Source organism: Aliihoeflea sp., assembly GCF_052435475.1.
Lineage (GTDB): Bacteria > Pseudomonadota > Alphaproteobacteria > Rhizobiales > Rhizobiaceae > Aliihoeflea.
On the sequence record NZ_JBQVMV010000007.1, the window covers coordinates 129061 to 150828 of the forward strand.

The window sequence follows — 21768 nt, forward strand, 5'->3', positions numbered from 1 at the left end:
CTGTCTGTGCGTCCCTTGATGCGCCCAATGGCGCGCAACTGTGGCGACGGTCGGGTCATATTCGGCATAACAAGGTTAATTTACGATGTGCTGTTGCTGGAATTCAACAGTCTCATGGGCTTAAACCCACGCTTATGTCATTTGCGCATGACGAACCATCGGATAATTTCGCGCGCATGAAGATGAACAGGCGACGCATGCTGACATGGCTGGGACTGGGTGGACTGGCGGCGATGGCCGGCGGCATCGGGATCGCGAAGGCGCAGAGCGGCAACCGCTACTATAGCGGCCCGGTCAGCGACCATTTCGACGGGCGGGTGTTCTTCAACCCCGGCGGCGAGGAGCCGCGCGGCTTTTCCGACCTTCTGCGCTGGCAGTTCGGCGAGACCAAGTCCCGCTGGCCGGCCGAGTTCGCAAGCCCGTTCGCGGGCGCAATGCCGGATGCGTCGGTCGGCGGCGAAGAGATACGCGTGACCATGATCGGCCATGCGACGATGCTGATCCAGGTCTCCGGCCTGAACATACTGACCGACCCGGTCTTCTCGACCCGCGCCTCGCCCTTCCAGTTCGCCGGTCCGGCACGCGTCAACGCGCCCGGCATCGCCTTCGAGGCGCTGCCGAAGATCGACCTCGTGCTCCTGACGCATAATCATTACGACCATCTCGATCTTCTGACGCTGTCGCGCCTGAAGCAGGATCACGACCCGCTGGTCGTCACCCCGCTCGGCAATGACGTAATCGTCAAGACAGACATTCCGGACATGCGTCTCCACGTGCAGGACTGGGGCGACGCCTTCGAGTTCGGCCCGCTCACCATCCATTGCGAGCCCGCGCATCACTGGTCGGCGCGCGGCATGCGCGACCGGCGCATGGCGCTCTGGGCGTCCTTCGTTCTCGAAACGCCGGCCGGCAAGATCTACCATATCGGCGACACCGGCTTTCATTCGGGCATCAACTACCGCGCGGTGGCCGAAAAGCATGGCGGTTGCCGCCTCGCCATCCTGCCGGTCGGCGCCTACGACCCGCGATGGTTCATGGCCGCCCAGCACCAGGACCCGAACGAGGCGGTGGAGGGCATGAAGCTCGCCAATGCCGACTTTGCGATCGGCCACCACTGGGGGACGTTCCAGTTGACCAATGAGGCGATCGAGGAGCCGCGCGACCTGCTTCTCGCCGCTCTCGACACGGCCGGCATCGCCCGCGAGCGTTTCCGCCCGCTCCAGCCCGGCGAGGCATGGGACATTCCATCAGGAATCGCTTAGGCTAGGGACGCACTTTCAGAGGGGGCTTTGAATGTTCGGCTGGTTCGTCTTTTTCGTCGTGGTGGCGGTCGTCGCCGGTGCGGTAGGCATGCGCAGCGTCTCGCGGGTGGCAAGCCGCATCGCCTTCGCGATCGCCGCATTCGCTATCGCGCTGTTCGTCATCCTGCTTCTGATGTTCGGCTGGGCGGATTCCGTCCAGCTCTGACCGGCGCCGACACTGGTAATTCAGCGTCGTTTCCGCCATATAGCGGCGCATGAGCAATCTGGCGCCATTCGCGAAGATGAACGGGCTCGGCAACGAAATCGTCGTCGCCGACATGCGCGGCCGCGCCGGCCGCGTGACGCCTGCCGCCGCAATTGCGCTCAACGCCGATCCCGCGACGCGCTTCGATCAGATCATGGCGATCCACGACGCAAGGACGCCCGGCACCGCGAACTATGTCGAGATCATCAATTCCGACGGCTCGATGGCGCAGGCCTGCGGCAACGGCATGCGCTGCGTCGTGCAGGCGCTGGCCGCCGAAACGGGCGAACGCGTCTTCACCTTCGAGACCATCGCCGGCATCCTGACGGCGAAGGAGCACGAGGACGGGCAGATCTCCGTCGACATGGGCATTCCGAAATTCGGCTGGCAGGACATTCCGCTGGCCGAAGAGTTTCGCGACACGCGCATGATCGAGCTTCAGATCGGCCCGATCGACGCGCCGGTGCTGCATTCGCCCTCCGTCGCCTCGATGGGCAATCCGCACGCGATCTTTTGGGTCGACGAGGACGTGTGGTCCTACGATCTGGAACGCTTCGGACCGTTGCTGGAAAACCATCCGATCTTCCCCGAGCGCTGCAACATCTCGATCGCGCAGGTCACCGCGCGCGACGCGATGACGATCCGAACCTGGGAACGCGGCGCGGGCCTGACGCGCGCCTGCGGCTCCGCCGCCTGCGCCGCCGCCGTCTCCGCCGCCCGCACGCGCCGCACCGACCGCGTCGTCACCGTGACCGTCCCCGGCGGACCGCTGCTGATCGAATGGCGCGACGACGATCACGTGATCATGACCGGCCCGGCGGAATGGGAATTTTCGGGCATGTTCGATCCCGCGACGGGAGCTTGGCAGCGCGACGAGACGAGCGCGGCATGAGGGGTTTTTCCAAATTGAACCCCACCCTGTATCCCTCCCCACAAGAGGGAGGGGGGCGTGAGCCCCGCGCTTCCTTTATTTGTGCAGCGCCCGGCGGGTCTGGCGCAACGCTGGCGACCTCCCTCCCCCTTGTGGGGAGGGATAAAGGGTGGGGGTATGCAGCCCCCAACGCATCCACATGACCAAAGGCCTCGACATCGTCACCTTCGGCTGCCGGATGAACACCTACGAATCCGAGGTGATGCGCCGCGAAGCCACACAGGCCGGCCTCGGCGAACTCGCCGGCGGCGCCATCGTCTTCAACACCTGCGCTGTCACATCCGAAGCCGTTCGCCAGGCGCGGCAGGCGATCCGCAAGGCGCGGCGCGAGAACCCGGATGCGCGCATCATCGTCACCGGCTGCGCGGCGCAGACCGAGCCCGGCACCTTCGCCGAAATGGGCGAAGTCGACCTCGTCCTCGGCAACGAAGAGAAGCTGAAGGCCCACAACTACCGCGCTTTGCCCGACTTCGGCGTCAACCAGTTCGAGAAGGCGCGCGTCAACGACATCATGTCGGTGACCGAGACGGCCGGCCATATGGTCGACGCCATCGAGGGCCGCGCCCGCGCCTTCGTGCAGGTGCAGAACGGCTGCGATCACCGCTGCACCTTCTGCATCATCCCCTACGGCCGCGGCAATTCGCGCTCCGTGCCGATGGGCGCGGTGGTCGATCAGGTCAAGCGCCTCGTCGGCAACGGATACGCCGAGATCGTGCTGACCGGCGTCGACATGACGAGCTACGGTGCCGATCTGCCGGGAGCGCCCCGTCTCGGCAAGCTGGTACGCACGGTTCTGCGGCAGGTGCCCGATCTTCAGCGCCTGCGCCTCTCCTCCATCGATTCCATCGAGGCCGACCCCGAGCTGATGGAGGCGATCGCGACCGAGGCGCGGCTGATGCCGCATCTGCATCTGTCGCTGCAGGCTGGCGACGACATGATCCTGAAGCGCATGAAGCGCCGGCATCTGCGCGACGATTCGATCCGCTTCTGCGAGGAGGTCCGCGCGCTGCGCCCCGACATGGTCTTCGGCGCCGACATCATCGCCGGCTTCCCGACCGAGACCGAGGCGATGTTCGAGAATTCGCTGAAGATCGTCGACGAATGCGGGCTGACGCATCTCCACGTCTTCCCCTTTTCGCCGCGCGAGGGCACGCCCGCCGCGCGGATGCCGCAGGTGCGGCGCGAAATCGTCAAGGACCGCGCCGCGCGGCTGCGTGGTGCGGGCGATGCCGCCTATCGCCGCCACCTGGTCAAGCTGACCGGCACGAGCCAGCGCATCCTCGTCGAGCGCGACGGGATCGGCCGCACCGAAGGCTTCACCATGGCCGCCATCGATGCCGGTGCGCCCGGCAAGATCGTCGAGGCGGTCGTCACCGGCCATGACGGCGAGCGGCTGACCGCAACGACGCGCGCGCAACGCGCCGCCTAAGGGAATTCGATGGCCGGTTTCTTCAAGAAGATGTTCTCCTTCGGCCGCAAGGACGAGGCCGCCGAGGAACCGCCGCGCGAGGAAATCGCTTCGTCCACGACAGGAGCACCGGTCGACGCGCCGGCCCTCCCGGACTTCCTGCGCCAGCGCGCGGAAGAACCCGAGCCGACGCCAGTCTCGCCCGCGCCGCTGCCCATCCCCGAAGTGCCGATCGAGACGCCGACCCAGGCGCCCGAACCGCGCGAGATACCCGAGCCCGAGCCTGTCGCGCCGCCGAGCGAGCCGGAACCCGTGACGCCGCCGGCGGAGGTCCCGGTCGAGCCGGCTCCGGTCGAAGAGCCGGCACCCGAGCCTGCTCCGGTCGAGGTTCCGCCTGCGCCATTGGAAGTGCCCGAGCCGCCAAAGGAAATTCCGCCCGCGCCTGGCGAGGTGCCACCGGCACCCGTCCCGGAAATCGCGCCCGAACCGACGCCGGCCCCGCCGCCACGGCCGCAGGCCGAAGCGCCGGCCGTTCCCGAATTCCTGAAGCGCACGGTCGAGACCGAACCCGACGCGTCCGCTCTGGTGCGCGTCTCGAAGACCGTCGAGCGCGGCCCCGCGGCCGTGCCTGTTGCCGTGCCTTCCGTCCAGCGTCCCTGGTTCGACCGGCTGCGCGACGGCCTGTCGCGCTCGTCGCGCGAACTCTCGACCAACATTTCCGGCGTCTTCACCAAGCGTAAGCTGGACGACGACACGCTGCAGGACCTCGAAGACGTGCTGCTGCGTGCCGACCTCGGCATGGAAACCGCGATCCGCATCACCGATTCCTTGAGCGAAGGCCGCTTCGGCCGCGACGTCTCGGACGCCGAGGTCCGCGCGGTCATGGCAAGCGAGGTCGAAAAGGTGCTCGGCCCTGTCGCAAAGCCGCTTGAGCTCGACCTCTCGCATAAGCCGCACGTCATCCTCGTCGTCGGCGTTAACGGCACCGGCAAGACGACGACCATCGGCAAACTCGCCGCCAAGCTCGTCGCGGGCGGCCTCAAGGTGACGCTTGGCGCGGGCGATACGTTCCGCGCCGCCGCCATCGAACAGCTCAAGATATGGGGCGAACGCACCGGCTCCGAAGTCGTCGCGTCAAAGCTCGGCGCCGATGCGGCCGGCCTCGCCTGGGACGCCTTCGAAACGGCCAAGGCGAACGGCTCCGACGTCTTGATCATCGACACCGCCGGCCGGCTGCAGAACAAGGCCGAGCTGATGGACGAACTGGAGAAGATCGTCCGCGTGCTGGGCAAGCACGACCCGGACGCCCCGCACACGGTGCTCCAGACGGTCGACGCCACGACCGGCCAGAATGCGATGAACCAGGTCGAGATCTTCCGGAACGTGGCGGGCGTCAACGGCATCGTCATGACCAAGCTCGACGGCACCGCGCGCGGCGGTATTTTGGTCGCAATCGCCGCCAAATATCGCCTGCCCGTCTATTTCATCGGCGTCGGCGAAGGCGTCGACGACCTCGAACCCTTCGAAGCACGCGATTTCGCCCGCGCGATCGCTGGAGTGAATTGAGCATGAGCGAACGCATCATCGAACGCGAGCCCGGCGACCCCAGGAAGGTGGAGATCAATCCGCTCCTGAAATTCGCGCTCGAACTCGGGCCGCTGCTCGTCTTCTTCTTCGCCAATTTGCGCGGCGAATGGCTGATCGGCACATTCCCGGCGCTCGGTTCGATCGGCGACCCGATCTTCCTCGCCACCTTCCTGTTCATGGTCGCGACGGCGATCGCGCTCGCCGTTTCCTGGGCGCTGACGCGCACCTTGCCGATGATGCCGCTCGTCTCAGGCGTCGTCGTCCTGGTCTTCGGCGCGCTGACGCTTTATTTGCAGGATGAAATCTTCATCAAGATGAAGCCGACCATCGTCAACGGCCTCTTCGCCGCCGTGCTGCTCGGTGGACTGATGTTCGGCAAGGCGCTGCTCGGCTACGTCTTCGAGGCCGCGTTCAAGCTCGACGCCGAGGGCTGGCGCAAGCTGACCCTGCGCTGGGGCCTGTTCTTCGTCTTCCTCGCCATTCTCAACGAGGTCGTCTGGCGCAATTTCTCGACCGATTTCTGGGTCGCCTTCAAGGTCTGGGGCACAATGCCCATCACCATCGCCTTCACGCTCTCCCAGATGCCGCTGATCATGCGCCACTCGCTGCCCGAGCCGGGCAAGAGCCGGCCTGCCGAATAGGGTTTCCGCCATGGAATTCATCACCAGCCGCGAAGGCCTGCGCGCGCATTACAAGGAGGCGAGCGATGGGGCCGTGCGCAAGGAACTGCCCACGCTCGACGCCCATGCGCGCCGGTTTCTCGAACGCTCACCCTTCGTCTTGATCGGCTCGTCCGACGATGCCGGCAATGGCGACGTGACGCCGAAGGGTGACCGCCCCGGCTTCGTTGCTATCCTCGACGACTGCACGCTGGCGATCCCCGACCGGCCAGGCAACAACCGGCTCGACACCTGGGAAAACATCGTCGCCAATCCGGCGGTCGGCCTGCTCTTCCTCATTCCCGGCATGAACGAGACGCTGCGCATCAACGGCATCGGCCGCATCACGGCGGATGAGGAACTGTGCAACCGCCTCGCCGTCGACGGCAGGCCGGCGATCAGCGCGCTCGTGGTCGAAATCCGCGCCTCCTACATGCACTGCGCCAAGGCCTTCATGCGCTCGGCGCTGTGGAAGCCCGAGACCTGGCCTGCGCGCGAAGAGATGCCGACGCTGGGCGAGATGCTGCGCGATCAACTCGCCCTTTCGGTCGCCGCCGACGTGATCGACCGCGATCTCGACGACGCCTACAAAAAGTCGCTCTGGTAATATCCACGTCATATCGACCGGCGACATTCGGCCTTACGATTCGAGGAGTGGAATTTGATGAAGATTGCGGTTCTGGGCGGTGACGGTTTCGTGGGCTGGCCGACGAGCCTGCATCTGTCGAACGCCGGCCACGAGGTTCACATCCTCGACAATCTGTCGCGCCGCTGGATCGACACGGAGCTCGGCGTCCAGTCGCTGACGCCGATGGATTCGATCCAGGAACGCACCCGCATCTGGTATCAGGAGACCGGCCGGCGCATCCATTTCCACCTGATCGACCTCGCCCGCGACTACGAGATCCTGAAGACGTGGCTCGCCGCCGAACGGCCCGACGCGATCATCCATTTCGCCGAACAGCGCGCTGCGCCCTATTCGATGAAGACGGACCGGCACAAGAACTACACGGTCAACAACAACGTCAACGCGACCCACAATCTGCTCAACGCGATGGTGGAGGTCGGCCTCGACGCGCATCTGGTGCATCTCGGCACCATGGGCGTCTACGGCTATTCGACCGTCGGCGCGGCGATCCCCGAGGGCTATCTGCCGGTCGGGATCGACACGATGGCGGGCGAAACGGTGAAGCAGGATATCCTCTATCCGGCCAATCCCGGCTCGATCTACCACATGACCAAGTGCCTCGATCAGTTGCTCTTCCAGTTCTATGCGAAGAATGACGGGGTGCGGATCACCGATCTGCACCAGGGCATCGTCTGGGGCACCCATACCGACCAGACACGCCGGCACGTGCAACTCGTCAACCGCTTCGACTATGATGGCGACTATGGCACGGTTCTGAACCGCTTCCTGATCCAGGCCGCGATCGGCTATCCGCTGACGGTGCACGGCACCGGCGGCCAGACCCGCGCCTTCATCCACATCCAGGATTCGGTGCGCTGCATCGAGATCGCGCTCAAGAATGCGCCCAAGCGCGGCGACCGCGTCAAGATATTCAACCAGATGACCGAGACGCACCGCGTGCGCGATCTTGCCGAACTGGTGGCGAAGATCGCCGGCGCCAAGGTCGCGTATCTGCCGAACCCGCGCAAGGAAGCCGCCGAAAACGACCTCGTCGTGCGCAACGAACAGTTCATGGCCCTCGGCCTCGACCCGATCCGGCTCGCCGAAGGGCTCTTGTCCGAGGTCGTCGACGTGGCGAAAAAATACGCCTACCGCGTCGACCGCTCCCGCATCCCCGCAATCTCCGCCTGGACCAAGGACATCGCCCCAACGCTCGACCGCGACCCGGAAGGCAAGGCGCTGAAGAGCGTTTCGTGATTTGACTGAGATGTCAGCGCTCGACGTTGCCCCCCTCTGGGCTGCCGCCCATCTCCCCCGCAGGTGGGGAGATCACGCGCGTCAACGTCGGCGACTGGCTGATCTCCCCCCGTGCGGGGGAGATGTCCGGCAGGACAGAGGGGGGCGCGACAAAGCGCGTAAGGCGACGTGAAGCCCGAAAAACACGCCTACGCCACCCTCGTCACCAATCCCGACTACGTCCTCGGCGCCACCGCGCTTGTCCGCTCGCTGAAGCTGACCGGCACGGCTGCCGACATCGTCGTCATGCACACCGGCGGCGTCGACGCCGCCATGCTCGCACCGTTGACCGCTCTCGGCGCGAAGCTCCACCGCGCCGACCTCCTGCCCACCTCCGATGCTTTCAACGAGCGCCATTCCCGCGCTCGCATCCATGCCGAAAAACCCTTCACCAAGGGCCGCAAGCCGGACTTTCATACTCCGCTCGACAATTTCGCCAAGCTGCGTCTGTGGGAAATGGAGGAATATGAGCGGATCGTCTTCATCGACGCCGATGCCATCGTGATCCGCAACACCGACCGGCTCTTCGCCTATCCCGAATTCTCCGCAGCGCCGAATGTCTATGAAAGCCTTGCGGACTTCCATCGGATGAACTCCGGCGTGTTCGTGGCGAAGCCCTCGCTCGCGACCTTCGACGCCATGCTGGCCCGGCTCGACGCGCCCGGGGCGCACTGGCCGCGCACCGACCAGAGTTTTCTGCAGGATTTCTTCCCCGACTGGCACGGCCTGCCGGTCTTCGACAACATGCTGCAATATGTCTGGTTCGCACTGCCCGCGTTGTGGGACTGGAAGTCCCTCCGCGTGATCCATTTCCAATATGAAAAGCCGTGGGAAGCCGACCATCCGAAGGCCGAGCGTCTACGCCCGCTGATCGATCTGTGGCGCGCATATCTCACCGGAGAGAACATTCCGGATATCGACACTCTGGCCAATCCGTCGCGATGACCCGCGTCCTCGTCACCGGCGGTTCCGGCTATGTCGGCCGCTTCATCATCGAGCGGTTGCTGGCCGATAGCGACGCGGTGACAGTCCTCGGCAGGAACATGCCGCCACCCGGCTTCTTTCCCAAGCCTGTCGACTTCCATATTTGCGACCTCGAACCGCAGACGTTCCGCCCCGAAACCCTCGCCGGCTCCGACGCGGTCGTCCACGCGGCTTTCGATCATCTGCCGGGGAAGTATCGCGGCGGCGAGGGCGACGATCCTGAAAGTTTCGTCCGCCGCAACCGCGACGGCTCGATCGCGCTCTTCGAGGCGGCGAAGCAGGCCGGCGTTTCGCGCGTGATCTTTCTGTCGACTCGGGCCGTTTACGGACCCAAAGCCTCCGGCACGGCGCTGAACGAAGACACGCCGGCGACGCCGGACACACTCTACGGCAAGGTCAAGCGCGATGCGGAACAGGCATTGCTGGCCATGATGGACAGAGATTTTGCCGCGACCGTCCTGCGCGTCACCGGTGTCTATGGCCCTGCTGGCCCGGGACGCCGGCAAAAATGGGCCGACCTCTTCGACGATTACCTCGCAGGCAGGGAAATCGCGCCCCGCGCCAGCACGGAAGTCCATGGCGAGGACGTCGCCGCCGCGATCCGCATCGCGCTCGACGGGCCGACGCCGGCGATCCTCAACGTGTCTGATCTGATGGTCGACCGGCACGACCTGCTCGCCATCGTCAAGGCTGCAACCGGCTCGGCGCATCCCCTGCCCAAGCGGGCAGATGCGTCGGCGATCAACGCGATGGATTGCGCCCGGTTGAAATCACTTGGCTGGACACCCGGCAGTCGCCCTTTGCTCGAACGAACCATCCGCGCGCTGCTGGCCTGATCAGCCGCCGCGCGCTCTTTGGATCGCCGGCATCAGCCCGTCGCGCATCGATTGCGTCGTGAACGGGCCGACATGCTTGTAGAGGATCGTCCCGTCAGGGCCGACGAGAAAGGTTTCGGGAACGCCATAGACACCCCAGTCGATGGCGGTGCGCCCCGACCCGTCGACGCCGATCGCGTCATAGGGATTGCCGAGTTCGGCGAGAAACCCGCGCGCCTGCTGCGGCCGATCCTTGTAGTTCAGCCCGGCGATGACGAGGTTCTCGTCCTCGGCGAGGTCCATCAGCAGCGGATGCTCCTGCCGGCAAGGCGCGCACCATGATGCCCAGACATTGACGAGCGTCAGCTTGCCGTCGAAGGCGGCGCTCTCGATGCCGGGCAGCGGCGAGCCTTCGAGCGGCGGCAGGCTGGTCTGCGGCGCCGTCGCGCCAATCAGCGCGGAGGGCACGACGGAGGCATCGCGCCCGGACAGAAGCTGGAACAGGAAGACGCCGGCAAGGCCGAGGAAAAGCGCGAGCGGCAGCAGCGCCAACCACGGCAGGCGCTTTTTCGACGCGTCGGCCTCTACGCTCATGGCCGTGCCTGCGAGCGCCGCCGCACGCCCCGCGTTTCGAGTTCGGCAAGCTCGCGCCGGCGCGCGCGATGGTCGGCGGCGAGCCAGACCGCGATGCCGGCGAGGACGAGAAGCGCCGCGCCATAGGCCGCGCTGACATAGGCGAGATGGTTCAAACCCTTACCTCCGCATCCGCCCGCCGCGCTGCCAGCCGGCGCATGGCGGCAACCCGCCGGCGCCAGATTTCGGTCCGCATCGCGGTCAGGTGAAAGGCCAGGAACAGCACCGTGAAGCCGAGTGCCATGACCAGCAGCGGCAACAGCATCGAGGAATGGATCGTCGGCCCGTCGAGGCGGATGACCGAGGCCGGCTGGTGCAGCGTGTTCCACCAGTCGACCGAGAACTTGATGATCGGAATGTTGATGAAACCGACCAGCGTGACGATCGCCGCCGCCTTGGCAGACCGCCCCGGATCGTCGAGCGCGCGGGTCAGCGCGATGATGCCGAGATACATGAGGAAGAGGACGAAGACGGAGGTGAGTCGCGCGTCCCAGACCCACCACGTTCCCCACATCGGCTTGCCCCAGATGGAGCCGGTGGCGAGCGCGAGCAGCGTGAAGGCGGCGCCGAGCGGCGCTGCCGCCTTGAGCGCGACGTCGGCCAGCGGATGGCGCCAGACGAGCGTGCCGAGCGCGGAAACCGCCATCAGCGAATAGCACATCATGGCAAGCCACGCGAACGGCACGTGGATATACATGATCCGGACCGTGATGCCCTGCTGGTAGTCTTCCGGCGCGGAAAAGCTCAGGACGAGGCCGACGGCCAGCATCAGCGCGGCCAGCCCGTAGATCCACGGAAGCAGGCGGTCGACGATGCCGATGAACCGCGTCGGGTTGGCGAGATCGGTCAATCTGGCTTGAGGGGCGCTCGTTTCGCTCATCGCTTCCAGATAAACCGCGGCGGTCGGCCGTGCAATCGCCGCATGATCACGCCCGTGTGCGTGAGTTCGTCGCGCGCCTCAGGCGCCGACGAGCTTCAACTTGGAATCGAAGACGTTCAGGACACGGGGCAGTTCGTGTCCGCGTTTCAGGATGGCTCCGTTCGCGGCCACGACAGAGAACGCTCCTTGCTTGCGCGCCAGAGCCGGCGTCTTCACGATCTGGAAGAGCGGAACTTCGCTTGTTCGCCGAAAGACCGAGAACAGCGCCTTGTCCTTGAGATGGTCGATGGCGTAGTCCCGCCATTCGCCGGCGGCGACCATACGGCTGTAGAGACGCAGGATCAGGTCGAGTTCGAGACGGTGAAAGGTGACGGGAAGCTCCATGCGCTCGCGGCGGGCCTCATGGAGCGGGATGAGTATTGCGGAAGAATCGGTGCCTCCGCCAAATCCGCCATCGGTCATCGGCGAACCTCCTCGTGACAGTTTCGCGACAAGGAAGGGTCGCGCGGTCGGCTGGAGATTGCAAGGCCAAATGCACTGTTGCCCCGCAGTCACACCGCCTTCACGACGCGGGACAGACTGTCCGAATTGGTGATGACCAGGCATAATTTCGCCACAATTAATCCCATTTGCGGCCCCAATCCGGGGACAGTCTGCAGCCGTTGCCTGAGACGGTTCGGTCCGACCCGGTTTCCGTAACCCCAAGCCCCCCGCCCACGGGGCCGACGTCGGATCGAACCAACTCCGGTCAACAATCCTTCAAAATCTGCGTGCATTCGCGGTCCGGTCAGGAGCCGGGCTGATGATGGATCATCGCCGCGCCGCGGATCGTTCCCGGCAGCCCGTTGGCGTTGATCTCCTGCACGAGCACGGCTACGCCGCCGCTGCTCTTCTTCTGCACCTCGTGCAGAGGCATCCGCAATTCCTGGCTCTCGCCCTGCCACATGCCCGCCGCGTGATAGGCGCGAACCGGGTGGATGTAGCTATGCGTCTGGCCGCGATTCTTGCCCTGCGTGATCGCGACATCCGCCCGTTCGTCGAAATAGAGGATGACGATCGCGGCCTCGGCCGCCACCTTCCCGCCCCCGATCCCGATCAAAAGGCTGTCGTCATTGAAGGCGAGATCGACGTCGACCGGCAGCGAATGGCCCATCTGCGCCCGACGCAGCGCCGATTCGACACGAGCGGGCTTCGAGCCCTTCACGTCGATCGAGCCATTGACCACAATCTGGGGCGTATAGACCGAACGGTTGCCGAACATGCGCGAATAGTCGCGCTGGCGCTCGGTGTTCTCCGGCCGGGCGAGCGTATCCTTCCAGCCCAGATAATCCCAATAATCGACATGGAAGGCGAGCGCGACGACGTCGCCCCGCTCCGCCAGTTCGCCCAGCAGGGAATCGGCGTTCGGGCAGGAATTGCATCCCTGGCTGGTGAAAAGCTCGACGACGGCGACGGGCCGTTCGACATCCGGCGTGGCCGATGCCGCAAATGCTCCAAGGCTGGCTATCGCAAAGGCGATGAGCCCGAATGCGCGTCGCTTGCCCATGATCGTTCCGGTTGCGAGCGGTCGAGCCGACATGGCACCGCCCTAGAGGGATAAGGTTAGGCCCGCGCGAAGGTCAACGGAAAGTCACGTTGCGGTGAAAGTTTTGCGCCAAACGACACCAAATGACACCGTTTTTCGCATGTTCTCGGCGCTTTGGCGCGCGAAACGAAAAAACCGGGGCGCGAGGCCCCGGTTTCGATCACGCGACCTTGATGGCCGCATTCGGTCAGGCCGCGAGATCGCGCAGCACGTAGTGCAGGATGCCGCCATTCTTGAAGTAGTCGAGCTCGTCGAGCGTATCGATGCGGCACCAGACCGGAACGTCCTTCACGGAACCATCCGCATAGGTGATCTTCGCGGTCATGAGCTGGCGCGGCTTGATCTGGTCGAGCCCTTCGATGGTGACGGTCTCGTCGCCCTTCAGGTTCAGGTCCTTCCAGCTTGTGCCGTCCTCGAGGCAGAACGGGATGACGCCCATGCCGACCAGGTTGGAGCGGTGGATGCGCTCGAAGGACTGGGCGATGACGGCGCGCACGCCGAGAAGGTTGGTGCCCTTGGCCGCCCAGTCGCGCGAGGAGCCGTTGCCGTATTCGATGCCGGCGAAGACGACCAGCGGCACGCCCTCGGCCTTGTACTGCATGGCCGCGTCGTAGATCGACATCTCCTCCTTCGAGGGATAGTGGATCGTGTAGCCGCCCTCGCGCCCGTTCTCGCCCAGCATGTGGTTGCGGATGCGGATATTGGCGAAGGTGCCGCGCATCATCACTTCATGATTGCCGCGGCGCGTGCCGTACTGGTTGAAGTCGGCAACGCCGACGCCGTGCTCGGTGAGGTAGGCGCCCGCAGGCGACGCCGCCTTGATCGAACCCGCCGGCGAGATGTGGTCGGTGGTGATCTTGTCGCCGAAGAGGCCGAGGACGCGCGCCCCGGCGATCGGGGCGATCGAGCCGCCGGCCTTCTTGCCCATGCCCTCGAAATAGGGCGGGTTCTGCACATAGGTCGAATCGTCGTCCCAAGTGTAGGTCTGGCCGGACGGCGCCTGCACCTTCTGCCAGTTCTCGTCGCCCTTGAAGACGTCGGCATATTTCGACGCGAACAGTTCGCGGGTGACGTTCCGCGCGATGAAGTCCTGGATCTCCGCCGAGGTCGGCCAGATGTCCTTCAGGAACACGTCCTTGCCGTCCTTGTCCTGACCGATCGGCTCCGACGTCAGGTCCTTGGTGACCGTGCCGGCGAGCGCATAGGCGACGACGAGCGGCGGCGAGGCGAGGTAGTTCGCCTGCACGTCCGGCGAGACCCGGCCCTCGAAATTGCGGTTGCCCGACAGGACGGCCGCGGCGATGAGGCCCTTCTCGTTGATCGTCTTGGAAATCGGCGCCGGCAGCGGGCCGGAGTTGCCGATGCAGGTCGTGCAACCAAATCCGACGAGGTTGAAGCCGATCTGGTCGAGTTCGGTCTGAAGGCCGGCACGCTCGAGATATTCGGCGACGACTTGGCTGCCGGGCGCGAGCGAGGTCTTGACCCATGGCTTCTGCTTCAGGCCGAGGCGGTTGGCGTTGCGCGCCAGAAGGCCGGCGGCGATCAGCACCGACGGGTTGGAGGTGTTGGTGCAGGACGTGATAGCCGCGATGGCGACGTCGCCATGGCCGATCTCGTAGTCTTCGCCCTCGACCGCATAGCGGCGGTCGGTGTCGACGGTCTTCTTGTATTCGCCGCCGAGCGCCTCGGCGAAGCCGGAGGCGATGCCTTCCAGCGCGACGCGGCCCTCGGGGCGCTTCGGGCCGGCCATCGACGGGACGACGGTGCCCATGTCGAGTTCGAGCGTGTCGGTGAAGACGAGGTCGGAGCCGTCGCCGTCGCGCCACATGCCCTGCGCCTTCGAATAGGCCTCGACCAGCGCGATGCGGTGCTCGTCGCGGCCCGACATGGTCAGGTAGTTGACCGTCTCGCCGTCGACCGGGAAGAAGCCGCAGGTTGCGCCGTATTCGGGGCCCATGTTTCCGATCGTCGCGCGGTCGGCGAGCGTCATGTTGTCGAGGCCCGAACCGTAGAATTCGACGAACTTGCCGACGACGCCCTTCTTGCGCAGCATCTGGACGACGGTGAGCACCAGATCGGTCGCGGTGACGCCTTCCCTGAGCTTGCCGGTCAGCTTGAAGCCGATGACTTCCGGCAGGAGCATCGAGACGGGCTGGCCGAGCATAGCGGCCTCGGCCTCGATGCCGCCGACGCCCCAGCCCAGGACGCCGAGGCCGTTGATCATGGTCGTGTGGCTGTCGGTGCCGACGCAGGTGTCGGGATAGGCGATGGTCTCGCCGTCCTCTTCCTTCGTCCAGACCGTCTGGCCGAGATATTCGAGATTGACCTGATGGCAAATGCCGGTGCCGGGCGGCACGACGCGGAAATTGTCGAACGCCTGCTGGCCCCACTTCAGGAACTTGTAGCGCTCTTCGTTGCGCTGGTATTCAAGCTCGACATTGCGGGCGAACGCCATCGGCGTGCCGAATTCGTCGACGATGACCGAGTGGTCGATGACGAGGTCGACGGGAACGAGCGGGTTGATCTTCTCCGGATCGCCGCCGAGTGCGACCATCGCATCGCGCATCGCGGCGAGGTCGACGACGGCCGGAACGCCGGTGAAGTCCTGCATCAAAACGCGCGCCGGGCGGTAGGCGATCTCGACGCCGGCCGTGCCCTTGTCGTTCAGCCACTCGGCGACCGCCTGGATCGCTTCCTTCGTGACGGTGCGGCCGTCCTCGTTGCGCAGCAGGTTTTCGAGCAGCACCTTCATCGAATAGGGCAGCTTGGAAACGCCCTTCAGGCCGTTCTTCTCGGCTTCGATCAGGTTGTAGTAGGTATATTGCGTGCCCTGCACGTCGAGCGTGCGGCGGCAATTGAAGCTGTCGAGAGATTTTGACACGTGCGTTCCCTAACTGTCGGTGCCGATGGGGGACGAACGCCAGTGTGCATCACGCGCAAAGGTGCGGGTACGGTCATTTCCGCTGTCCGTCACCTCGCAACCGGGCCGTTCAAGGCGGCGCGCATGCTGGTTCGGCCAAAATGATCTGCACGCCGACCGCTGGCGTGGTTGCCGGTTCTATAGAGAATTTCGTAGAAGAGTTCTAGAGAGCGGCGGGGCAAATTTCGCCGTAGTGATAGATATTTGGCAAGGGGTCCGCCATGCGGCTCGTGGCAACAGGGCTGAGCGGCGAACGGAGCGGCGAACATGTGTTCGGCCCGCTCGACTTCGCGATTTCGGCCGGCGAGGCGCTGGTCGTCACCGGCGAGAACGGCTCGGGCAAATCGACCCTCCTGCGCGTCGTCGCCGGGCTTCTCGCGCCGTCGGCGGGAAGTGTTTCGCTCAAAGGCGTCGGCGAGGAGACGATCGCGTCGTCGGCGCACTATCTCGGTCACCAGAACGCGATGAAGACGGCCTTGAGCGTCGAGGAGAACCTGAAATTCTGGCGCGACTTCGAGGGCGAGCCGCATCTGGAGATCGACGAGGCGCTGGACATGGTCGGCCTTCCCGACATCGGCCACCTACCCTTCGGCTACCTCTCGACAGGCCAGAAGCGCCGGGCGTCGATCGCGCGCCTGCTGGTGAGCTATCGCCCGGTCTGGCTGCTGGACGAGCCGACAGCGGGGCTCGACGCGCGTTCGGAACGGCAGTTCGCGGGGTTGATGGCGGCGCATCTGGAGGATGGCGGGCTGATCATGGCCGCGACGCACGTGCCGCTGGGAATTGCGGGGGCTCGGGAGATGGTGATGGGCGGCGCTCACGCATGACGCCGCGCAAGCACCCCCACTCCGGCCGCCTTCGGCGGCCACCTCTCCCCCTGCCCGGGGGAGAGGAAATGCGCTGCCGCATCGTCGGCGTTTTTCCAGCTTGGCTTGCTCTCCCCCGGGCAGGGGGAGAGGTGGCCCGAAGGGACGGAGTGGGGGTGATCTCCCACAACGCTTCGGGATCACCCGCATGCTAGCCCTCCTCCACCGCGACATCCGGCTCGGCATCCGCGCCGGCGGCGGGGCGCTGGTGGGCGTCCTGTTCTTCCTCGCCATCGTCGCCGTCGTCCCGTTCGGCGTCGGACCCGACCTGAACCTCCTCGCCCGCATCGGCCCGGCCATCCTCTGGATCGGCGCGCTGCTCGCCAGCCTGCTCGGCCTCGACCGCCTGTTCCAGGCCGACCGCGAGGACGGCTCGCTCGATCTCCTGATCATCGCCGACCAGCGCCACATGCTGGCCGTGACGATCTTCGTCAAATGCGCCGCGCACTGGACCGCGAGCGTGCTGCCGCTGGTCGTCGCCTCGCCGCTGCTCGGCCTGTTCATGAACATGGAGCCGGTCGCGATCCTCGCGACCTCTGCGACGCTTCTCGCCGGCACTCCGGCCATCGCTTTCATCGGCGCGGTGGGCGCGGCGGTCGCCGTCTCGCTCCCGCGCGGCGGGCTGCTCGTCTCGGTGCTGATCCTGCCGCTGGTGATCCCGGTTTTGATCTTCGGCGTTTCCGCCGCCTATGGCGCGGCGAACGACCCCCAGCCCTTCCTGCCGCCTTTCCTGATCCTGTGCGCCCTCACCCTCTTCTTCGCAGTGATCGGCCCCTTCGCCGCCGCGCTGGCGCTCAAATCGTCATCGGATTGAACCTCAGGCCTCGCCGCGGAACCGGCGCTCGGGCAGCGAGGCGGGGTCCGGCGGCGCATCCGCGCCCTCGTTGAGCGCAAGCTGCATGAAGGCCGTGTCGAGCCAGCGGCCATGCTTGTAGCCGGTTCCGACGAGCCTGCCGGCATCCGCAAAGCCCATCTTCGCATGAAGCCGCACCGAAGCACTGTCCGGCCGACCGTCGCCGATGACTGCGATCATCTGGCGAAAGCCGAGCTGTGTCGCTGCCTCGATCAGGCGCTCCATCAATAGCCGTCCGACGCCCGCACCCTTGGCGTCGGGCGCGACATAGACCGAGTTCTCGACGATGAAGCGGTAGGCCGGGCGCGGACGGAACGCGCCGGCATAGGCGTAGCCGACCAGCTTGCCGCCCCGCTCCGCCGCGAGATAGGGAAAGCCGCCCGCCTCGAGCGCGGCGAAGCGCGTCGTCATCTCGGCAAGATCCGGCGGGACGAGCTCGTAGCTCGACGTGCCGTTCGAAACGGCGTCGGCGTAGATTGCGGTGATGGCGGGAAGGTCGGCGCGCGTGGCGGGGCGGATGGTGATGGCGGTCATGCAAAGGCTCTCCGGTCGATCATTGATAGGAGAGCTTTCCGATCAGGAAAATCCCGCGTGCGGCTGGCCCAACGAAAAAGGGCGGCCCGAAGGCCGCCCTTGTCCATTTCCGTTCGTGCCGACTATTCGCGGTTGCCCAGGAACTGCAGCATGAACATGAAGAGGTTGATGAAGTCGAGGTAGAGACGCAGCGCGCCCATGATGGCCTTGCGGCCCATGGCGACGGCGCCGTCGCCCTCGAAATACATCTCTTTGATCTTCTGCGTGTCGTAGGCGGTGAGGCCCGCGAAGATCAGCACGCCGATCGCGGAAACCGCGAACTGAAGCGCCGAGGACTGCAGGAAGATGTTGACGATCATCGCGATGATGAGGCCGAACACGCCCATGATCAAGAACGAGCCCATGCCCGTCAGGTCACGCTTGGTCGTGTAGCCCCACAGCGACAGGGCACCGAAGGCGGTCGCGGTGATGAAGAAGGTCTGCGTGATCGACTGGGCCGTGTAGACCAGGAAGATCGACGACAGCGAAACGCCCATCATTGCGGCATAGGCCCAGAAGGTGGTCTGCGCGGCCGATACGCTCATCTTGTCGATGCGGAACGACAGGAAGAACACCATGGCGAGCGGCGCGAGCATGACGACCCAGCGCAGCGGCGAACCGTAGAGCGTGGCGCCGAGCGCGGTCAGCATCGAGCCGTTGCCGAGCGTGGCGACGGCCTGGCTCGGATCGGAAGTGGTGGCGAGCGAGACGGTGCCTAGGGCGGCAACGCCGGTGATGGCGAGGCCGAGCGCCATCAGGTTGTAGACCCTGAGCATATAGGCGCGCAGGCCCTGGTCGATAGAGGCATCGGCCTGGACGCCGGCGGCCCCGTACCGCGCCTGATAATTACGAAGGTCAGCCATGTGAATGGTCCTCTTTGCTACTGTCCCGTCCGGTGTCGGGCGTACTCATGAACATGTCGTTAAACATGCGCCCAGGCGCCGCTGGCGGGACTCCAGCATGCCTGTGGCAGAATATGCGCATTCCGTGCGACGATCACAAGACCAAACTGGCGCTGAAATGTGGCGTGAACGGCGGCAAATAGTCCCGATCGTCAACGCTGACAACAATGTGAGCCCATTCTAAAGTTCGCGCAAGACGGGTGCCGCCTTGTGACCGAGCACGCGCCACGTGCCGACGAGCCCGAAACCGACCGTTAGCACCAGCGCGATGACGATCGTCGAGACGGCAACTTCGGGCAGGAATGCCGAGGGCAGCCCCATGATCCGCGCGATCACGAACCAGGCCGCGACACCGCCTGCGAAGAGCGCGAAGATCGCCGTCGCCAGCCCGATGATCGTGTATTCGAGCGAGAAAGCCGTGATCAGCGTTCGCCGCGTGGCGCCCAGCGTCTTCAGCACCACCGCATCGTGAACCCGCGCCCGGTTGCCGGCGGCAAGCGCGCCCGACAGCACCAGCACCGAGGCGACGAGCGCCACGCCCGCCGCCGCCCGGATCGCGACGGCGAGCTGCGCGACGATCTGGTTGACGATGTCGAGCGCGTCCTTGACCCGCACCGACGTCACCGACGGGAAGGTCCGCGTGATCGCATTGAGGATGCGTGCCTCGTCGGCGTTGGTCGCGGTATCGTCGGCAAGCGTCGCCAGCCAGGAATGCGGCGCACCGGCGAAGGTGTTGGGCGAAAACACCATGACGAAGTTGATGCCCATCGATTCCCACTCGACCTGCCGAAAATTGGCGATCCGGGCTGTCACGTTGCGGCCGAGCACGTTGACGGTGATCGTATCGCCGAGCTTCAGGCCGATCTCGCCGCCCTCCTCGGCTGCGAAGGAGACCAGCGGCTCGCCGTCGTAATCTTCCGGCCACCACGTGCCCTCGGAGAGCGTCGAGTTCTCCGGTGCGTTGCGCGCATAGGTGATGCCGCGGTCGCCGCGCAGCACCCAGGCGCCTTCCGGCGGCACCTGAATTTCGCGCACGTCGACATCGTTGATCTCCATTACCCGCCCACGCAGCATCGGCACGCGAATGAGCTTGCCCTCGGGCGCCTCGGCCTCGACCAGCGACGCGAAATCCTCGACCTCGTTCGCCTGGATGTCGACGAAGAAGAAGTTCGGCGCCTGCTCGGGCAGGTTGCCCGAAATCTGCCGGCGAAGATTGCCATCGATCAGCGCCAGCGTGACGAGGAGCGTCAGGCCGAGCCCGAGCGACAAGACGACGGACGGCGTCAGGGCGCCGGGACGGTGGACGTTGCCCAGCGCGAGCCGGAGCGCGGTGGAGGAAACGCGCGGGCTGCGGCGGGCAAGCGCCTGCACCAGCACCCCCACGACGCGCAGCACCAGAAAGGCGAATATGGTCGCGCCGACGAAGATGGTCGCGATACGCCGGTCGCCGGAGAAACCGACCGCAAGGACCGCCAGCATGATGGCGATCGCCGCCGCCGAAATCACATAGACCGCACGCGGCAGGCCACGACCTTCGAGCCCGAGTTCGCGGAAAAGCGCGGTCGCCGGCACGTCGCGGGCGCGGCCGAGCGGCAATATGGCGAAGGCGAGCGTCACCATCAGGCCGAACAGCGCCGCCAGCGCCAGCGCGCCGGGATAGATGCCGCCTTCGGACGGGATCGGCAGGACATTGGCGAGCATCGCGCTCGCCGCGAACGGCATGATCGCAGCCAGCACAAGACCAACGGCGATACCGACGCCGGCGATGATCAGGATCTGGATCAGGTAGATGGAAAAGACCAGCGCGCCCGACGCGCCGAGGCTCTTGAAAGTGGCGATGACCCCGCGCTTGGCATCGAGATAGGCCCGCACGGCATTTGCCACCCCGACGCCGCCGACGACGAGGGCGGTCAGCCCGACCAGCGTCAGGAATTGCGAAAAGCGCTCGATATTGGAGGAGAGCGACGGCGCGGCGTTGGTGCGCGAGCGGATCGACCAGCCGGCCTCGGGAAACTGCGCGCCAGCGGCCTCGCGGATGGCCTCGATCTCGTCTTCCGACGTACCGAGCGGCATGCGGATCTTGTAGCCATGCTCGACGAGGCTGCCTTCCTGCAACAGGCCTGAGGCGCGCAGGCCATCGATCGACACCATCAGGCGCGGCGCAAGGCCGAACCCGTCCGAAATCGCGTCGGGCTCGTTCAGCAGTTCGGCGCGCAGCTCGAAGATTTGGTCGCCGAGGACGACACGGTCGCCGATCTCGAGCCCGAGCCGCTGGAACAGGATGTCCGGCGCCACCGCGCCATAGACACCGTCGCGCTCCTCGATCTGCGTCGCGATGGGGTTCGTGAGCGTGGTCTCGACCGCGCCATAAAGCGGATAGGCGCCATCGACGGCCTTGGCCTCCACCAGCGTCTGGTCCGACCCGTCCTCGAGCCGCACCATCGACCGGATGCCGGCCGTGTGCGTCACGTCGCCGATCTCGGCGAGGAAACCCGCCTCATCCGGCGTCGTCTCGCGCTGGTTGAGCTCGAAGCGCATGTCGCCGCCCAGCAGGGTCTGGCCCTGGTTGGAAACGCCAAGCGTGATCGCCTGTGCGACGGAGTTGACGCCTCCGATGGCCGCGACACCGAGCGCGATGCAGGCGATGAAGATGAGGAAGCCGGAAAGGCCGGCGCGCATTTCGCGGCCGGCGAAACGGAAGGCGAGGGCGAGGTGGCGGGAGGTCATGGGAGCGGCCTCGCA

The 21768-nt window shown here is 65.6% G+C and carries 21 protein-coding genes; 12 read left to right on the forward strand and 9 right to left on the reverse strand.

The features are described from left to right. The first annotated feature begins 182 nt into the window (after positions 1-182). The 10 genes from ACT6QU_RS10635 to ACT6QU_RS10680 all read left to right on the forward strand — a co-directional run bounded on the left by ACT6QU_RS10635 (position 183) and on the right by ACT6QU_RS10680 (position 9835). Entirely contained in the window at positions 183-1262 is a 1080-nt protein-coding gene (locus ACT6QU_RS10635) for an MBL fold metallo-hydrolase (RefSeq protein WP_444565415.1), read from the forward strand. Positions 1263-1293: 31 nt separating this feature from the next. Beyond that, entirely contained in the window at positions 1294-1467 is a 174-nt protein-coding gene (locus ACT6QU_RS10640; protein ID WP_444565380.1) for a DUF1328 domain-containing protein, read from the forward strand. 49 nt (positions 1468-1516) lie between these two features. Continuing rightward, a complete protein-coding gene (gene dapF / locus ACT6QU_RS10645) occupies positions 1517-2398 on the forward strand; it encodes a diaminopimelate epimerase (protein ID WP_444565381.1) in 882 nt (293 codons plus the stop codon). Positions 2399-2576: 178 nt separating this feature from the next. Next, positions 2577-3866 carry a tRNA (N(6)-L-threonylcarbamoyladenosine(37)-C(2))-methylthiotransferase MtaB gene (mtaB, locus tag ACT6QU_RS10650; RefSeq protein WP_444565382.1) on the forward strand — a complete coding sequence of 430 codons (1290 nt, stop codon included), beginning with the start codon at positions 2577-2579 and terminating at the stop codon, positions 3864-3866. Between the two features lie 9 nt (positions 3867-3875). Beyond that, the gene (gene ftsY / locus ACT6QU_RS10655) at positions 3876-5411 is read left to right on the forward strand and encodes a signal recognition particle-docking protein FtsY (protein WP_444565383.1); all 1536 of its coding nucleotides are present in this window, start codon (positions 3876-3878) and stop codon (positions 5409-5411) included. A 2-nt stretch (positions 5412-5413) separates the two neighbouring features. After that, positions 5414-6073, forward strand: coding sequence for a septation protein A (locus tag ACT6QU_RS10660; RefSeq protein ID WP_444565384.1), 660 nt, complete (start codon positions 5414-5416; stop codon positions 6071-6073). Between the two features lie 10 nt (positions 6074-6083). Beyond that, positions 6084-6698 carry a pyridoxamine 5'-phosphate oxidase family protein gene (locus ACT6QU_RS10665; protein ID WP_444565385.1) on the forward strand — a complete coding sequence of 205 codons (615 nt, stop codon included), beginning with the start codon at positions 6084-6086 and terminating at the stop codon, positions 6696-6698. Positions 6699-6755: 57 nt separating this feature from the next. Next, complete coding sequence (locus ACT6QU_RS10670; RefSeq protein WP_444565386.1) at positions 6756-7976, forward strand: NAD-dependent epimerase/dehydratase family protein; 1221 nt, start codon at positions 6756-6758, stop codon at positions 7974-7976. 168 nt (positions 7977-8144) lie between these two features. Then, entirely contained in the window at positions 8145-8960 is an 816-nt protein-coding gene (locus ACT6QU_RS10675; RefSeq protein ID WP_444565387.1) for a glycosyltransferase, read from the forward strand. Then, positions 8957-9835 (forward strand): NAD-dependent epimerase/dehydratase family protein, encoded by an 879-nt coding sequence (locus tag ACT6QU_RS10680; RefSeq protein ID WP_444565388.1) that lies wholly within the window; start codon positions 8957-8959, stop codon positions 9833-9835. Before ACT6QU_RS10675 ends, ACT6QU_RS10680 begins: the two co-directional genes overlap by 4 nt. Here ACT6QU_RS10680 and ACT6QU_RS10685 read toward each other — a convergent pair whose 3' ends face one another. The 6 genes from ACT6QU_RS10685 to acnA form a co-directional block, all read right to left on the reverse strand. After that, on the reverse strand, positions 9836-10408 hold the full coding sequence (locus tag ACT6QU_RS10685) for a DsbE family thiol:disulfide interchange protein (RefSeq protein ID WP_444565389.1): 573 nt from the start codon (positions 10406-10408) through the stop codon (positions 9836-9838). Then, positions 10405-10563 carry a heme exporter protein CcmD gene (ccmD, locus tag ACT6QU_RS10690; RefSeq protein WP_444565390.1) on the reverse strand — a complete coding sequence of 53 codons (159 nt, stop codon included), beginning with the start codon at positions 10561-10563 and terminating at the stop codon, positions 10405-10407. The genes ACT6QU_RS10685 and ccmD overlap by 4 nt, the downstream gene beginning before the upstream one ends. Next, on the reverse strand, positions 10560-11327 hold the full coding sequence (locus ACT6QU_RS10695; RefSeq protein WP_444565391.1) for a heme ABC transporter permease: 768 nt from the start codon (positions 11325-11327) through the stop codon (positions 10560-10562). The genes ccmD and ACT6QU_RS10695 overlap by 4 nt, the downstream gene beginning before the upstream one ends. Positions 11328-11405: 78 nt before the next feature. Further along, the gene (locus ACT6QU_RS10700) at positions 11406-11789 is read right to left on the reverse strand and encodes a DUF2794 domain-containing protein (RefSeq protein WP_444565392.1); all 384 of its coding nucleotides are present in this window, start codon (positions 11787-11789) and stop codon (positions 11406-11408) included. Between the two features lie 325 nt (positions 11790-12114). Continuing rightward, positions 12115-12906: a DUF1223 domain-containing protein gene (locus ACT6QU_RS10705; RefSeq protein WP_444565393.1), complete on the reverse strand. Its 792-nt coding sequence runs from the start codon at positions 12904-12906 to the stop codon at positions 12115-12117. Positions 12907-13099: 193 nt separating this feature from the next. Beyond that, positions 13100-15793, reverse strand: a complete 2694-nt coding sequence (acnA, locus tag ACT6QU_RS10710) for an aconitate hydratase AcnA (RefSeq protein ID WP_444565394.1) — start codon at positions 15791-15793, stop codon at positions 13100-13102. Positions 15794-16053: 260 nt separating this feature from the next. On the opposite strand from acnA, the gene ccmA reads away from it, so the two are divergent. Beyond that, entirely contained in the window at positions 16054-16659 is a 606-nt protein-coding gene (gene ccmA, locus ACT6QU_RS10715; protein WP_444565395.1) for a heme ABC exporter ATP-binding protein CcmA, read from the forward strand. Between the two features lie 187 nt (positions 16660-16846). Then, positions 16847-17512, forward strand: coding sequence for a heme exporter protein CcmB (gene ccmB, locus ACT6QU_RS10720; protein ID WP_444565396.1), 666 nt, complete (start codon positions 16847-16849; stop codon positions 17510-17512). Between the two features lie 3 nt (positions 17513-17515). Here ccmB and ACT6QU_RS10725 read toward each other — a convergent pair whose 3' ends face one another. The 3 genes from ACT6QU_RS10725 to ACT6QU_RS10735 form a co-directional block, all read right to left on the reverse strand. After that, entirely contained in the window at positions 17516-18085 is a 570-nt protein-coding gene (locus ACT6QU_RS10725; RefSeq protein ID WP_444565397.1) for a GNAT family N-acetyltransferase, read from the reverse strand. Between the two features lie 122 nt (positions 18086-18207). Next, positions 18208-18987 carry a Bax inhibitor-1/YccA family protein gene (locus tag ACT6QU_RS10730; RefSeq protein WP_024588348.1) on the reverse strand — a complete coding sequence of 260 codons (780 nt, stop codon included), beginning with the start codon at positions 18985-18987 and terminating at the stop codon, positions 18208-18210. A gap of 219 nt (positions 18988-19206) precedes the next feature. Continuing rightward, complete coding sequence (locus ACT6QU_RS10735) at positions 19207-21753, reverse strand: ABC transporter permease (protein ID WP_444565398.1); 2547 nt, start codon at positions 21751-21753, stop codon at positions 19207-19209. Positions 21754-21768 lie beyond the last annotated feature (15 nt).